Below are 15,110 nucleotides of genomic sequence, written 5' to 3' on the forward strand. Positions count from 1 at the left end.
AAACCGTTAACGGTCAATGTAACTAAACCGAGCATTGTAGAGGTAGGTACAGAGATAGAGCTAACATTACAGGTGGTTAATCCATTCGCAGCAACAGGTGTTGATGCATTGATGGAATGGGTGTTACCTGATGGCAGCATAGTCTCTAACCAAGACACATTAGTCTATTTGGTTAAAGAAGAAGACTTAGATGCGTCGAAAAGACTTAACATGAAGGGCAGAGCATGGCTTTCAGGTTATAAAGATGTCACGTTAGGAGAGTCCAACATAACGCTGAATACATTCCAGTATGCATTCCCGACTGATGATAAATTAAGTTTGTCGGTAAACAACAGCGTTAAGTTTGTGCCATCAACAGGTTTCGCTATGTTGAATATGCCATACATTAATGCACCAGGAGTAATTTTTAACTACGAATGGTCATTTGATGAAGCAGCTATTGAAAAAACATCAAGTAACGGTAAAACGTTGAACTTTAAAGTAATCCAAGCAGGGATTCATAAGATAACACTGACACTTTCAGATAATAGAGGTAATTTTACGTTTATTGATGGATTTGTTGAGGCGATTGAGCCAGATCCACTAGAGTTCAAGGTTACAGATATATATTCAAATAAATACATGAGGATGCCATTGACTATCTCGCTATATCCGAGCGTTAAGTCAAACCACCCTTACGATTTTATGAAAAGCTATCAATGGACTGTTAATGGGGTTCAAGGTGAGCCATCGAGTCGCGCAATAGGTGTGTTCGAAAACTTACCATCGGGTCATTATGAGATTGAGCTAAATGTTACGTCCAATTTCGGCCAAACAGGTAAGCATACGATGTCATTTGATGCTAAAGACAACCAAGCGCCGGTGTGTGAACCTATCGTAAGAGAACAGTATGGTACTCATATTGTCGATGCAAACTGTAAAGACAGCGACGGTACGATTAGTTATTACCGATGGGTTGTTAACGGTACAGTATTTACGCCCTATGGTGCGCAAGTAAGGTTCAGTGCCAATGAGTTCCCTTCCGCAACAATTGTTATCGAAGCTGTTGATGACGCTGGAGCAAAAGGAATTGGTAGAGCGAATTTTTAAGTAAACATAATAACTCTAAAAAAACCGTCATTTTGGCGGTTTTTTTATTTGAGCGTCCCAATTGGCACTTGAACGAAGAAAACTAAGCAGTGCGATGTTTTAAAATACCTCATTAGTAACTGGTTGGAGGTAAAAATTGAAACACGTACTTATTAGCTTCACTTTGATTTCAGTTGCAATCTTGTTATTAGCAGCAAGATTCACTATCGCGGTGCCAAGCCAAGAATATTCATGTTTGTTTGCCAGTTATTTTTTGGTGGATAAGCAAGATATCAACATAAAGCGCAATCGGTTGATCGCTTTCAGTTTGCCAACCAATACACCGTATTTTAGTAAAGGTACACGCTGGATAAAAAAGCTAGTGGGTATGCCTGGAGATCATATTGTAGTGAGTGTTGATGCTGTGTCTGTAAACGGCATTGTTTATAAAAACAATATGCGGCAATTGCTCATGAAAATTGATGTTGATGAGGCTGATGTCGTAAAAGATTTTTATTTAAATGATGGCCAGTATTTTGTTATTGGTGAAACCCCTCTTTCTTACGACTCCCGATTTTGGGGTCCGATACAGCGAGACGACATGATTGGAGACGCGTATGCAATGTTATAGAACAATATTGGTTTTGATTGCAATTGCGACATGCTCAATGGCGAATTCGAAACCAATAGTTGAAAACGACATTACCCCTGAGAAAGCTATGGAAATGGCTCGAGATAAAGGGTGGTTTGATGGATTAAATTTATCTGGTAAAGAGCCTTCGTCAACCAAAGATGTAGAAGATTTCTTAACAAACGCCCAGCAGCAAATTAATGAATTTGATAATAGTTCACTTTCCTTGCAAAGCCCAAGCTCTAAACCTTCATCGGTATCGTTTATGTTTGTAAGCCTGTCTATGCCAAGAGCTTCGTTAATTGACGCATTTAAAAACGCAGCTGCCTCTGGCATTACTGTGTACATCAACGGCATGTTTGAAGGTGATAAAAACATACTGGACACAATGGCACGCTTACAGGCAATGACACAAGATATGGTGTATAAGCCTACCGTCAAATTTGGGCCATCCTGGTTCAAGCTATATCAAATACAACGTGTTCCAGCATTAATTTATGACAACGACACTATCCAAATAAAAATGAGCGGTATGACTCAGGTCGATTTTTTTAATGAGAAGGTTGCCACAGTCTCAAAGACAACCGATTTTGGGTCGTATGGAGCAACATTTCCAGTACAAGAACCCTCATTGATAGACCAAATTAAGCAGCGAATGAGTCAAATGGATTGGGAACAAAAGAAGCAAGAAGCGGCAAAAAATTATTGGAAAAAAAGGCCTAGATTCAATTTATCTTTAGCAGCTGAAGACCACACGTATTATATCGATGCCACAGTTGAGATTAAGCGCGATGTAGTCAATAAAGCAGGGGTTATCCTTGCAAAAGCGGGCTCGAAATTCAATCCGCTAGTTGAAAGCCCAAATGCGTATTTGGGACTTTATATCGTCAACCCTACTGATCACTTACAGTTGGCTTGGTTAGATTCTCACAAAGACAAATTTGATTACCGTGACCAAATCATAATAACCGGCTTAGATGAGAGGGATGGTTGGGAGCAGTTAGCGGAGTTAAGAAAACGCTACAAGAGGGAAATATTTTTATTGGAACAAGAGCTGGTCACCAAGTTTGCAATCAAGTCTGTACCTTCACTTGTCAGCATTGACAGAAACTACATTAAAGTCCGTGAATTCAACGTGAGAAAATAATCATGAAACTAACATTTTTAGGTTTAGGTGTAGTTGGTGGCATTTATTTAACCCTTATGCAGCCTGATGTTGCAATGCAAATTCTTGAAGGTTTTATTCAATTTGTACAATGGCTTTCTGCTTCCGTATCGACCATGTTACGAGGTGTATAAATGAAAAGAATGCTCATTAACTTAATAGCGACCTTTAGTCTTGCCATAAGTCTTAGTGCGACAGCGAATACTCAAGTAGACAATATCTGTAAAGATGCAGAGGTGTGGACAAAAATAGTCGATCAAATTTGTTGGAGTTGCTTCACTGAAGGTTTTTCATTAATGGGGATAGGTAAGAAACCAGATGGTGCATCCAGCAACGATCCATTTTGCCTATGTAACGATAACTTAGGTGTGCCATACGCAGGCACAAAACTATCTTACTTTGCACCAATGAGATTAATTGAAACGGTAAGATTACCTTGGTGCAGTCCAACGTTAGGGGGCATTACGCTTCAAGATGATTATATTGGGATGGGAACCGTTAACGCATCAAAAGGAAAAGGATTTTGGAATAGTCACTATTTTGCTTTTCCGCTGATGGAAATGTTAGAGATTTTATATATAGATTGCCATCAAGATGGGTATGTTGATTTAGATTTAATGTATTTATCTGAAGTTGATCCGACATGGAACAATGACCTATTAGCTTTAATGTTATCACCTGAAGCAATTTTGTTTGCCACGCCTTTAGCTGAACCATGGTGCGCGACAGATTGCGCACTAATTTCGGCCGATTCAGCTCCAGAATCAACTTTCGGATGTGCTGGTTGTGACGGGCATTTGTATCCATTTACCGGTTCTATAATTGGTCAAAAAGATAATGTCGCTCAATCTAGTTTAATAGCACAACGAATGATTAGCTCACTGCATCGTAAGGGGCTTGCTAAAAAAACGATGGGTGATGACAACGTATGCGAGGCTTCTATTGCGCCATTTACGCCAAGGTCACAATATAAATTCAGCATGATTTATCCAAGAGCCGAGGCTTCTGCAGCAACCGCAAACGGCAGCTGCTGTCACCCTATGGGCCAATCAACAAACCTATGGTGTTTACCTGTTGGGGGGCGTATGCGTCCGGGTATGGAGGATGCCGTTTATATGTTGTGGCAATTCAAAGAATGCTGCTTAACGTTAGGAAGCGGTGATTAATATGAATTCAACGTATTCAATGTTATGGCGTAATTTTTGTGTTTATTTAACTTCATTTTGCATGATTGGAGGCAGTCTACATTGGGCCTTTTTCTTTACTATCACAGCACAATTTACGTCCTTTGATGTGTATGCACTGGATGAAATCAAGCAAGAGTTAGAAGCCAAATATCAACTTGATACACCTCAAAATGTAGACGGAACGGACTTGTATCAAAAATTGATGGATAACAAGGATAAAGGCTCAGCACTGAATAATACTCTCGAGTCTGATATTTTAAACCGTCAATCAGGGGCGGGGTCAACCGTCGATACTTCACAATATAATGATATTGATTTCCATCAAGAATTTGAAAAGTACATGAGCGAAGGCGTGACCGGTAACACGGCAAAAGCGCCGACCATGACAAATGGTAATATTGATGTTGAGTATTACGAAAAAGCAGGTACAGCACTATCAAGGGATGACGACGGAAACCTAATTTATACAGTGATCCCAGAGTCAGAGCGTGGCGCTAAAATAACAAGCATAAAAAGTAATGAAGTCTTCACGAATCAGCAGCTGAGAAGTGATGAAGAATTCAATGCACCAAACAATTATGGTGATGAAGAAGCTTATAGGGATGACTTAAAGGCCCAATATGAAAAAGCGGCCGATGGAAAAACAATGAACAGCGAAGCTTATCGAGCTCTTATCAAGAGTGCTGTTGATAATCCGTCTCCAAAAATTAAGCATGATGCATATTTTTTTACAGAAACAAATAAGGCGATCAGTGATGCACAACGCGGCGAAGGCATTTGGTCTCAGTCTTGTGTAGATGAAACGGTAACAGAAACTGAACAACGACAAATTCCCGTGTGGGAACAAAAAATCTGCCAACGACCAAATCACCAAAACTTTGATTTTTGTGAAGTAACTAGAGAGCTTGAGTTAAATCCTGCATATGTAGAAGGGGTAACACCTCGATATTTAGAGAAGTACACTCAATACCCCGAAGGATGTGCTGATAAAGTAGGTTGGAAACCTATTTGTCCAGATAATACAACTTGTACATTGGATTCCTCATCGACGACTCCAAACGAAGTGTCTTTATTATCAACAAAATCTATTCTTGCAGAATCAAGTGATACCTCTACAAAGATGCTCATGAGTAAAGCGTCAGTACAAAATTCCGCTGCCAGCGATGATGTCCAATCGGCCAGCACGAGTGCTTCTAGTGTTACAGTAGAACAACGAATAATCCTAGTACAAAATTTTCCAGGGGAGCCACATTCAGGCCTTGCTTCATGGTTCCCCGGACCTGGTTTCGTAAAAGAATTCGATGGTATCGAATGGATGGCTATATCTTGTAGTAAGTATGATAGCAATTCTTCAACTTGTCTTATGGAAGAAATACCTTGTGAAAAACAGACAGGCATAGGGAATGATTTTGAGTACAGCAATAATGTAACCTATGTCACTGGTGACTTAGAATATGAGCAACTGCGAAGTTTAGCGTATGCAGGTTCTTACGGGATCGAATATGTAGTAGAAAAAGATGATGTTATTTACACACTCAAAGAATGCGATGTAAATACCTATGCTCACAACTTATTTAGTTTTTCTTGTACGGCCACACCAAGAGTCAGTGAACTCTGTAAAAACAATGTTTGCCCGACCATTCCATCTTGCACCACATATATACCAACAGCTGAGGTCACACCATTTTGCACGTTCAGTGAATGGGAAATTGTTGAACAAGGCACTAAACAATATACGCAAGATGTAATCACACAGTTACCAAGAATGTTTGAGGGGGATCCAAATCCGGCGGCGCTTTATGGTGGCGATAATGAAGGTGAAGGGCAGTATCATGTTGCTACATGGAAAATAAACGCAAAAAATTATAGTTGCGATCCATTAAAAGGTGCCGACTATTGTGTGCAGGTATTAAATCCAGAAACGCAAGAATATGAAGAGCAATGTTATAGCTACAGCGAGTTTAAAAATCTAGATGGTTCTTGTGGGCAATATGAAACAAATAGCCTATGTGAGAAAACAGGTGATAGCTGCGGCGAGGGCTGGTATGACGAAGTAAATGACATTTGCTACATGTATACAGATACATATCAATGTGATGTGTCAACGCCGTTTGAAACGACCAAAACAACTACGTCAAATGTTTGTGCTGGAATGCTGCCTTGCATGGGGAATGATTGTGCCTATGGCGAGGACGAAACAAGCGATGACTTTGAAAAAGCTGTGTTAATGGGGTCAATTGCACAAACGGTTGATGATGACTCAACATGCGCTTCAGAAGATCCTAACACCTGTGAGATATTTCCCGGAGAACCTGAATATTGTTCTTGGGAGTTGAGCGGATTAGGCAATAATTGTTGTGAAGCACCGTCAGGGATTAATTATCTAGAACTCGCAGCTATGGGCTACAAGATGATGCAGACGGAGACCTTTAAAAATGTATCGTCCTCATTGTCAGGTGGGGTAACAGATCAAATTGGTGGACTGTACACTGATTTTACAACAATGCTTGTTGATGGGTGGAATTCTGGCGCCACCGCAGTGGTAGATTTTGCTAGCTCGGTTATGGGTGATCCTGAATTTATGCAAGGCGTATCTGAAGGTATTCAGTTAGGTGGTGGGGCAACAGCAGAAGAAGCATTAAGTAGCCTTATGCATACAATGCAACAACAGCTATATACTTTTCTGAATAATGCCATACCCGAAGAAATTGCTAGCATGATATTTCAGGAGGCAACTACTGAAATGGTGGATCAAGGTGTGGCTCAAGTTGGAGATACAGTTCTAACTGACGCAGCCTCCCAAGTCATGAGCATAATTAGTTTTATTGGCTTAATTTACACGATCTATAACGTAATAAAAATTCTAGCTAATCTTTTAACTCAATGTGATAGCAACGAACAAGACGTAGGTGTAAAGCTGGCTCAAAAGCAATGCTTTGCTGTGGGTAACAGTTATTGCGCCAAAAAAGTTTTAGGCGTCTGCTACTTAAGGCGACAAGACTGGTGTTGTTACTCGTCAATGTTATCTAGGATAATTGCAGACCAAGGTTCGAAGCAGTTAGGTAAAGATATGACTAGCTGTCCAGGCTTTACGATTGCAGAATTTGGACAGATTGATTTTGACCAGCTTGATTTATCAGAGTGGCTATCAACAATGTATGAGGCTGACATATTATCTGCGTCAGGTTACGACATAGAACGCCTCACAGGTACAGGTAGAATGTTTGGTAATTTGAGTTGTGAAAACAGCGACGATCCTGATTGCGTCGAAATGGAGCGAGACAATGCTGAAGAACGTGCCAGCACACAGTTTGAAGGTGACGCCAGTGATGCGGCAAACCAGTTAAAAGAAACATTCGATCCCACTCAAATTGATTGTTCTGTGTATCCACGACCAATGATATGTGAAATATCGAATTAAATAAGAGTCATAGCCACTAACGATGCTAGTGGCTATAGCTAATGCAAATTACTGAGATAAACCGTAATTAGAGTTTACCCACGGATCTATTTTCATTAACTCAGGAATAGTTAAACTAACATCACCTTTAACAAATGGGTAAATCTTTCCCTTGTTTGAGATAAATGGAAACTTTGTTCTGTTGCGAATAACAGGGCTGAAAAAATAGTATTTTTCATCAAGATCTAAAGCTAAAAATGTTGCGGTAAAAAAGGTTTCATAACCAATTACTGCATACAACCCATTCTTACCAGTAGGCGTTGTCGTTGAATACTTTAGTAATTGTGGTTTTGTGTAATGAATAAAACTACAAGTCTCATCCAATTTATATCCCATTAACGATTGATGTTTAGTACAATCTTCACCTTTAAACGTTAATTTAACTTGGTTATTAGCGCCATCTTCTTTTTTAACAAATTCTAATTTACGAGTAGAGATAGCCACGCGAATTAGCTCAGATTCAACATTATCATAAATAGATTGAACGTTTCCTTTTTGAGATACAGGGAAATAAACAATGCCGTAATAAGAATGAAGAGGCTTATTCCCCTGATTTGTACCTAACATACTAAGAAAAGTACCTCCAAAACCACCACCAAATGCAGCGCCGATAATGCCGTCAGCCGCATAGTCTAAAGCACCGGGAGTCATATCGGCGTTTTTAGGTGCATCAGCATCGCGTAAGCCATTATGGAAGCCTAAACTGCCATCGACTACGTTCATTGCAAAACTCATATCAGGATTGTAAGTGAAATCGTCATCACTCTGAGCTTTGTAGGGATCTGTCGAAGCGCAACCCACCAATAAGCTTGCTACCATGCTAATTGTTAATAATTTTTTGTTTAACTTTTTCATTGATTGAGTCCTTACCTCTATTCGTTATGTGTAGGTTATCATTCGGGTTAAATCGGGCAACCGAAGTCATCACAAACTATTACTTATATTTTGACAATGTTACAGAACATTGGTGAGAATAATAACAGAGTAAAATTAAACGAAATGCATTTCAGAGTCTTAAATGATACTTGAAAGCACTAATCTCGATTATCGTTTATATGACACTGAATTACGCAAAGCAGATTCATTGCTGTGCTGCACATAAATTAATGAGTAAAGGAATATACAGGAGCAAGAAGTGGATTTAATTGAATGGTATCAATGGTGCGAACAAGAGTGGGGGAAACCCCTTGTGATACATCCGCAAGGCTACGATGTACAAACCTATGCAGTTTCGACAGAAGGACAACCAACCGAATGCTATTGGGCCATCTTGCAACGAGAAAATGGAGAACGAACTATTAATTTTTTAATTGGTGCAACAAAATCAATCTCAGAGTCTGCAGGACCGTTTGCTTATGATTGCCCATTATATTTTTTTGAACTGGTACCAGAAAAGAATGCTCACTGGCGAGAAGACGTAAAGAAATATTGGAATGATAAGTCGAGCATGTAAAGCATCACAAGCTAAGTTGTTTTCATCGAATTGTCGACGTACATTAAAGTCTGAAACTGAGTAATAAAATATGAAATAGAGACATTAAAGTATGTTATGAATTCCTGAAGGTGTAACACCCACATTAATGGTTAATACCTACGGTTGTAAGGATGAACTGAACTAAAGTATTGTTTTATCGAGGTGATGCTTTCTTTGCTCATTGGCAACTGACAAAGGCGATGTTACAAACTCATTTATGCCCCATTGTGAGCTACGTTCGGTTAATTACTCAGTGCACAGAGGAATAATTTGAGATACATTTAGTAATTCCAAAAATATGGAAGTAAAGTCAGATTACACCTCTATCTAAGTGACCAAATTCAGCGACCACTTCATCTTCACTTTATCAAATGGTGTGCGAACTGGAGACTGAGTTTAAGCTGGCGCATGCAAGAACAGACGCACGTTGCGAAACACTGTCTGTTGGATTGGTTTCGAACTTAAGGCAGTTGGCAATGAGTGAACTGTCAGACATTCATCGCTTATTAGCAACGTTGCTAGAGGAGCGAGCAGCAACTCTGTTAGTCGTTTCGACCGAAGAACTTAACCAAAAGTTAACTCAACTCAAACGCTATTTGAAAGCAGGCAATCTAAAGGCGATAGATATGGCTCAAGGTCTGAAGGATATCCTTCAAGGCAACGGATCGGTTCAAGAGGAATTGAAGATGATGTCAGATGCGGCAGAGGCGTTAGATTTTGAAGCGGCGATTGTGCAATTAACTTCTTTAACGGAAAAGTTATGACGCTACAACTTTAGTTGCACGCTGAATTTGTGCCACCAGATTAGAGGTGTAATGATAAACTGGGTTCTCGATAAAACGCATGTCCGCAAAACGGCAAAGTTAAATGTTAAGCCTCAACACTGCTCATAGCCGACACCGTTGCATAGAATTAAAAAAGATAGGTCTAAATGAAAAATACCAATTATCTGAAAGAAGAACTCTACGAACTTATCAAAACCGATGAGTCAATTTTTGATTTTATTCAAGAGTCTTCTCTAGATGGCTTGTGGTATTGGGATTTGGAGCGGTCCGAAGAAGAATGGATGAATCCTAAATTTTGGTCGGTTTTAGGGTACGACTACCGAGAAATGCCCCACAAAGCATCGGCTTGGAAAGATATTATCTACCCTGAGGATTTAAAACTTGCCACAGAAAACTTTATCAAGCATTGCGAAAACCCGGATCATCCTTACGATCAAACGGTACGGTATACTCACAAAAAAGGCTCAACTGTCTGGATTAGGTGCCGTGGCTTGGCTATCAGGGATAAGCATGGCAAACCGATAAGAATGTTAGGGGCCCATCAAGACATTACAGAGATTAAAAACAACGAATTACTGCTTCAGATGAAGACTGACCAACTTCGAAACGCCCAACAGGTTTCCAAAGTAGGTAGTTGGGAGCTGAATTTGAAAACTAACGAGGTGGTCTGGACAGAAGAACTTTACAAAATGTATGGCTTTGACCCTGCACTTCCGCCGCCCCTTTATAGTGAGCAGATGAAGCTATTCACTCCACAAAGCTGGGAGATTTTAACGTCTTCTGTAGCCATTTCCAAAGAGCAAGGCATTCCTTATGAATTAGAACTTACAACCATTCGCAAAGACGGAGGCCATGGATGGATGTGGGTGCGTGGAGAAGCTGTATTTGATGAAAATAACAATATCATTGGTTTAAGGGGGGTTACGCAAGATATCTCAGAGGAGAAGATACTTGAACTGGAAAAAGAAGCATTAATTAAACGTTTAAATTATGCTTTGGACGCGTCAGGGGATGGTATTTGGGATTGGACGCCTTCAAATGGCATCACCGTTTTTTCGAAAGCATGGATAGAAATGCTGGGTTATGAGGTGGGCGAGCTTGCCTTCTTAGCAAGTGAATGGTCTGATAGATTGCACCCCAATGATACTGAGTGGGTTTTTGCGGCAATTAATAAAGTCACTCAGACGCCTGAAAATGGCGACACATTTAGCCACGAATACCGATTTAGAAACAAAGCAGGTGGCTATTTGTGGATACTGAACAAAGCAAAAGTTGTCGAGCGAAATGAACAAGGAGAAGCAAGCAGAGTAGTCGGTACGCATACCAATATCACCCAAGAAAAAGAAACCAGAAGACAAATCGAAGCGGCAAAAGAACAAGCAGAAGCGGCCAGCACTGCCAAATCGATGTTCTTAGCCAATATGAGCCACGAAATCAGAACCCCTATGAATGCAGTTTTAGGGATGTTACAGCTGATTAAAACCACGGAATTATCACGACAACAAGATGACTACACCAGTAAAGCACAGATTGCGGCTAAGTCGTTGCTTAACTTGATCAATGACATTCTTGATTACTCTAAGATTGAAGCGGGTAAGTTGGAACTTGAATGCCACCCATTTCAGCTTGATGATTTGATGCGTGAATTAGCTGTTGTGCTGTCGCCTAATCTTGGTAAAAAGAACGTCGAACTATTATTTGATATTGATACGACTCTGCCAGATGCGCTCCGAGGCGACAGACTGAGATTACAACAAATACTGGTCAATCTGGCGGGAAATGCAATTAAGTTCACCGAGACCGGTGAGGTTGTCGTTCGGCTACAGCAGCTGCACATTCAAAACAACAACTGCCTGCTCAGAGTCAGTGTGACGGACTCAGGCATTGGCATCAGTCATGAGCAGCAGCAACGAATTTTTGATGGTTTTACTCAAGCCGAAGCCTCTACTGCCCGCAAGTATGGCGGCAGTGGGCTTGGTTTAGTGATCAGTAGACAGATGATCCACTTAATGGGCGGGGAGTTACAACTAAAAAGCGAAGTAGGAAACGGAAGTTGCTTTTGGTTTGATGTGAGCCTGCCCATTGAGGTCAATCCAGTACAGGAAGATGCAAAACACTATTCTATTGGTTCTGATGTCAACGTACTTATTGTTGATGACAATGAAGCGGCCCTTGAAGTGCTAGCACACTCTGTCGAACAGTTCGGCGCAACTGTTTTTAAAGCGAGATCAGGGGAAGAGGCGCTGACGCAATTTACGCAGTGTATGGAGAAAAAACAAACCATTCATGCTGTGTTGATGGATTATCGGATGCCTGGTATGAATGGATTAAATGCAGCGAGGGAAATCAAAAACCAGGGTGGAATTGAGCAGGTTCCGGTGATTGTGATGGTCACCGCCTTTGGACGTGAAGAAATAATCCATGCTCAACAAGCTGAAGATAAGGTCTTTGAGTCTTATTTAACAAAACCAGTCACTGCGAAGCAGCTTTACAGCCTGCTAAAACGAGCCATTGCCGGTGATGAAATGGCATTGTCGACTCGAATGCTCCCGACACAAAGTAAACTGCGTCTTCAGGGAATACATTTATTATTAGTTGAAGACAATGAATTTAACCGCTTAGTCGCTACGGAGTTATTGCAAAATGAAGGCGCGACCGTTGATGTTGCAATAGGTGGCCAAGAAGGTGTTGAAGCGGTGCTGTCAGGCGTTACTCATTACGATTTAGTCCTCATGGACGTACAAATGCCTGGTATCGACGGGCTTGAAGCAACCAAACGGATACGTGCTAAATCAGGCTTTGCACAACTGCCCATTATTGCGATGACGGCGAATGTTTACCTTTCGGATCAGGAAGCATGCCTTCAAGCAGGCATGAATGCCCATTTGGGTAAGCCCTTAGATTTAGAAAAAATCATCGAATGTATTTTGCATTTTGCAAAACGTACCAGTGCATCAGTTCCGGAGCAGCCAAATGTTATAGCTACGATCAAAGATGACACTGGAGCAGACCATAAAACACTGGAAAGTATTCTCAAACGATTTGGTGGCAACGCCACGTTTTTTAGGCGCTTGATCACCAGTTTTGAAACAAACTTTGAGCAGCAGCTGCATAGCTTACAAGATGTCGTGAACAAAAAAGACTGGGATGCTCTGCTTGCGTTATTGCATACCCTCAAAGGCACCTCTGGGACCGCTGGTTTATCTTCACTTTATCAAATGGTGTGCAAACTGGAGACCGAGTTTAAGCTGGCGCATGCAAGAACAGACGCACGTTGCGAAACACTGTCTGTGGGATTGGTTTCGAACTTAAGGCAGTTGGCAATGAGTGAACTGTCAGACATTCATCGCTTATTAGCAACGTTGCCAGAGGAGAGCGCAGCAACTCCGTTAGTCGTTTCGACCGAAGAACTTAACCTCAAGTTAACTCAACTCAAACGCTATTTGAAAGCAGGCAATCTAAAGGCGATAGATATGGCTCAAGATCTGAAGGATATCCTTCAAGGCAACGGATCGGTTCAAGAGGAATTGAAGATGATGTCAGATGCGGCAGAGGCGTTAGATTTTGAAGCGGCGATTGTGCAATTAACATCTTTAACGGAAAAATTATGACGCTACAGTGAACCCCGCCTTATATTTTTGACGGCCGTTGTAGCTCTAAAGAATATTACGGGTTATTTAATAATTTAAATGTTACTAGAATCAAGAATAAATAGGGATGTTAATTATATCAAGCCTTGGAGTTTTCGAGCTACGCGAAGGTAAACATTTACCCATAAAACATGAATATGAAACATACTAAATGGCGCGTTAGTACTAACGCATTTTGTCCAAAAGTGGGTTTTGGGCGGAACACATTTTTGCCCCATTCCTTGCTAGGGATGCCAATTCGCCAATTTCAACTTACTGAATAATTTTCAGTCTATTCGGGTAATAAAGGTTTGCTCGTCATCCACAAAAGCTACAAAGCTGCCGTGATAGATAAATACCCGACCACGTCCCTCAACTAAGCAGGCAAGCTGTGGGTTCAAATCTTCTTCGTTACCCTGTCTTTGATATGTGCCGATATCGGTGATTACGCCGCTGAGAGTAGGCAAATATCTATAAGTTCGCTTTGCTTGATCAACCAAGTTCAATTCGCTGGCGGTAGAGAAGCAAGAGGGTATCGTACCGGCTTCTTCGATAAACATAGTTTTCAGTTCTTCAAAAGCTGTGATCACTAGCCAGTCGATGCCGTTAACATGATTGATAAACATTGAGTTTCTCGGTAATTCTGATGCGGAGATTTTAACATTATCAGGGGCAGAACGTAGTAGAGATTTAGTAATTCTGTGCAATTTACGGTCATTCACTAGGCCACCTTGAAACACGTCTTTGCCCCAAAATTTGTTAGAATTAAAGCATTGCTTCACTTTGCTTGCCTCTAATTTGCTATATAAAAGCTAATCAATATTCTTCTGTAAAAGTTTTCGTTTATTTGACTCCTTAATCGTCATCCGAATTGATATATCAAAATAATTTATGTCGACCATATAGAAGCAAATGCAGCATCTGAAGACTTAGGGCTAGGCTCCGCTTTATCAATCGTAAATCTAACAGGTATATTGAATGCAGACCCGAAACCAATAGCATCGCCTCTAGGTAAACCAGAGATTTCACTTAGAGTATGTTCGTTACCATTTTCTATCGCGTGTCTTAATGCATTGATGTCACGTTCATTAGTTAAGCGCAGTGAGATCCAATTTGAACACATGGCCAGCACTGTGGAAGATAGCTCTGAGGGGCGTTGGGTACTAACAAGTAAAGAACAATTAAATTTACGCCCTTCTTTTGCAAGCCTTTCGTATGCTTTAAGCTGAGTTCCTTCTTCTGCGAAGGGATCTCTAAGGTAGTGATGGGCTTCCTCTAAAAGCAGCATGGTTGGATAATTCTGTTCTTGGCCTCTTTTAAATAATACATCAGAGTACATTTCTAAAAGTGAACCTAAAATCATTGGGGCATGATCATCTGCTATGTTTTTTAAGTTAATGATATGAACATCCCAATCTTGTGATTCCCCCGATTTTTTACCAAAAATATAATCAACTTCATTTTCAACTTCTTTATTCCACATAGTCGCTGGGTTTGTAATTTCTTGCCCTCCAGATAAGTTAACTACATTGTTGAATCTAGCCTTCAAAGAGGCGTAACGCCATACTTACTATAAAAGTTATTTTTTGCATAAGCTATATATTGAAAATTACCCTTGAGAGGGTTGAGTTTCAAAAGCATTATTGTTATGTTATCGAAATGAAATATATTCCAACTCTTACATTCTTCTTCTGGTGGCGCTCTAATTAGA

12 protein-coding genes are annotated in these 15,110 nt (G+C 40.5%); 9 read left to right on the forward strand and 3 right to left on the reverse strand.

All coding sequences use genetic code 11. The features are described 5' to 3' along the window. From H5202_RS10325 to traN, 6 genes are all read left to right on the forward strand, one after another. Window positions 1-1,089, forward strand: a 1,089-nt coding sequence (locus H5202_RS10325; RefSeq protein ID WP_182772008.1) for a hypothetical protein, incomplete at its 5' end; no start/stop codon positions are given. Window positions 1,090-1,225: 136 nt separating this feature from the next. Then, a complete protein-coding gene (gene lepB / locus H5202_RS10330) occupies window positions 1,226-1,699 on the forward strand; it encodes a signal peptidase I (RefSeq protein WP_182772009.1) in 474 nt (157 codons plus the stop codon). A 7-nt stretch (window positions 1,700-1,706) separates the two neighbouring features. Beyond that, window positions 1,707-2,846 carry a TrbC family F-type conjugative pilus assembly protein gene (locus tag H5202_RS10335; RefSeq protein ID WP_182772010.1) on the forward strand — a complete coding sequence of 380 codons (1,140 nt, stop codon included), beginning with the start codon at window positions 1,707-1,709 and terminating at the stop codon, window positions 2,844-2,846. A gap of 2 nt (window positions 2,847-2,848) precedes the next feature. Next, a complete protein-coding gene (locus H5202_RS10340; protein WP_182772011.1) occupies window positions 2,849-2,998 on the forward strand; it encodes a hypothetical protein in 150 nt (49 codons plus the stop codon). Further along, entirely contained in the window at window positions 2,999-4,030 is a 1,032-nt protein-coding gene (locus H5202_RS10345; protein WP_182772012.1) for a TraU family protein, read from the forward strand. Window position 4,031: 1 nt separating this feature from the next. After that, a complete protein-coding gene (gene traN, locus H5202_RS10350; protein ID WP_182772013.1) occupies window positions 4,032-7,472 on the forward strand; it encodes a conjugal transfer protein TraN in 3,441 nt (1,146 codons plus the stop codon). 48 nt (window positions 7,473-7,520) lie between these two features. Here the strand turns inward: traN and H5202_RS10355 are convergent, their stop codons facing one another. Further along, the gene (locus tag H5202_RS10355; protein ID WP_182772014.1) at window positions 7,521-8,366 is read right to left on the reverse strand and encodes a hypothetical protein; all 846 of its coding nucleotides are present in this window, start codon (window positions 8,364-8,366) and stop codon (window positions 7,521-7,523) included. Between the two features lie 280 nt (window positions 8,367-8,646). Here H5202_RS10355 and H5202_RS10360 point away from each other — a divergent pair, with 280 nt between their 5' ends. The 3 genes from H5202_RS10360 to H5202_RS10370 all read left to right on the forward strand — a co-directional run bounded on the left by H5202_RS10360 (window position 8,647) and on the right by H5202_RS10370 (window position 13,381). Then, on the forward strand, window positions 8,647-8,964 hold the full coding sequence (locus tag H5202_RS10360; protein ID WP_182772015.1) for a hypothetical protein: 318 nt from the start codon (window positions 8,647-8,649) through the stop codon (window positions 8,962-8,964). A 497-nt stretch (window positions 8,965-9,461) separates the two neighbouring features. Next, a complete protein-coding gene (locus tag H5202_RS10365) occupies window positions 9,462-9,749 on the forward strand; it encodes a hypothetical protein (RefSeq protein WP_182772016.1) in 288 nt (95 codons plus the stop codon). Between the two features lie 167 nt (window positions 9,750-9,916). Continuing rightward, window positions 9,917-13,381, forward strand: a complete 3,465-nt coding sequence (locus H5202_RS10370; RefSeq protein WP_182772017.1) for a PAS domain-containing protein — start codon at window positions 9,917-9,919, stop codon at window positions 13,379-13,381. 305 nt (window positions 13,382-13,686) lie between these two features. Here the strand turns inward: H5202_RS10370 and H5202_RS10375 are convergent, their stop codons facing one another. Beyond that, complete coding sequence (locus H5202_RS10375) at window positions 13,687-14,025, reverse strand: cytosolic protein (protein ID WP_182772018.1); 339 nt, start codon at window positions 14,023-14,025, stop codon at window positions 13,687-13,689. A 263-nt stretch (window positions 14,026-14,288) separates the two neighbouring features. Next, on the reverse strand, window positions 14,289-14,948 hold the full coding sequence (locus tag H5202_RS10380) for an ATP-binding protein (protein ID WP_220493833.1): 660 nt from the start codon (window positions 14,946-14,948) through the stop codon (window positions 14,289-14,291). Between the last annotated feature and the right edge of the window lie 162 nt (window positions 14,949-15,110).

The sequence above is a fragment of the Shewanella sp. SG41-4 genome (assembly GCF_014164505.1).
Taxonomy (GTDB): Bacteria; Pseudomonadota; Gammaproteobacteria; order Enterobacterales; family Shewanellaceae; genus Shewanella.

Excerpts from the sequence above, each read along its gene's own strand:
- H5202_RS10355 (WP_182772014.1), bottom strand. The coding sequence starts at position 8,366 with ATGAAAAAGTTAAACAAAAAATTATTAACAATTAGCATGGTAGCAAGC.
- H5202_RS10375 (WP_182772018.1), bottom strand. The coding sequence starts at position 14,025 with ATGTTTATCAATCATGTTAACGGCATCGACTGGCTAGTGATCACAGCT.
- traN (WP_182772013.1), top strand. The coding sequence starts at position 4,032 with ATGAATTCAACGTATTCAATGTTATGGCGTAATTTTTGTGTTTATTTA.
- H5202_RS10370 (WP_182772017.1), top strand. The coding sequence starts at position 9,917 with ATGAAAAATACCAATTATCTGAAAGAAGAACTCTACGAACTTATCAAA.
- H5202_RS10345 (WP_182772012.1), top strand. The coding sequence starts at position 2,999 with ATGAAAAGAATGCTCATTAACTTAATAGCGACCTTTAGTCTTGCCATA.
- H5202_RS10340 (WP_182772011.1), top strand. The coding sequence starts at position 2,849 with ATGAAACTAACATTTTTAGGTTTAGGTGTAGTTGGTGGCATTTATTTA.
- H5202_RS10365 (WP_182772016.1), top strand. The coding sequence starts at position 9,462 with ATGAGTGAACTGTCAGACATTCATCGCTTATTAGCAACGTTGCTAGAG.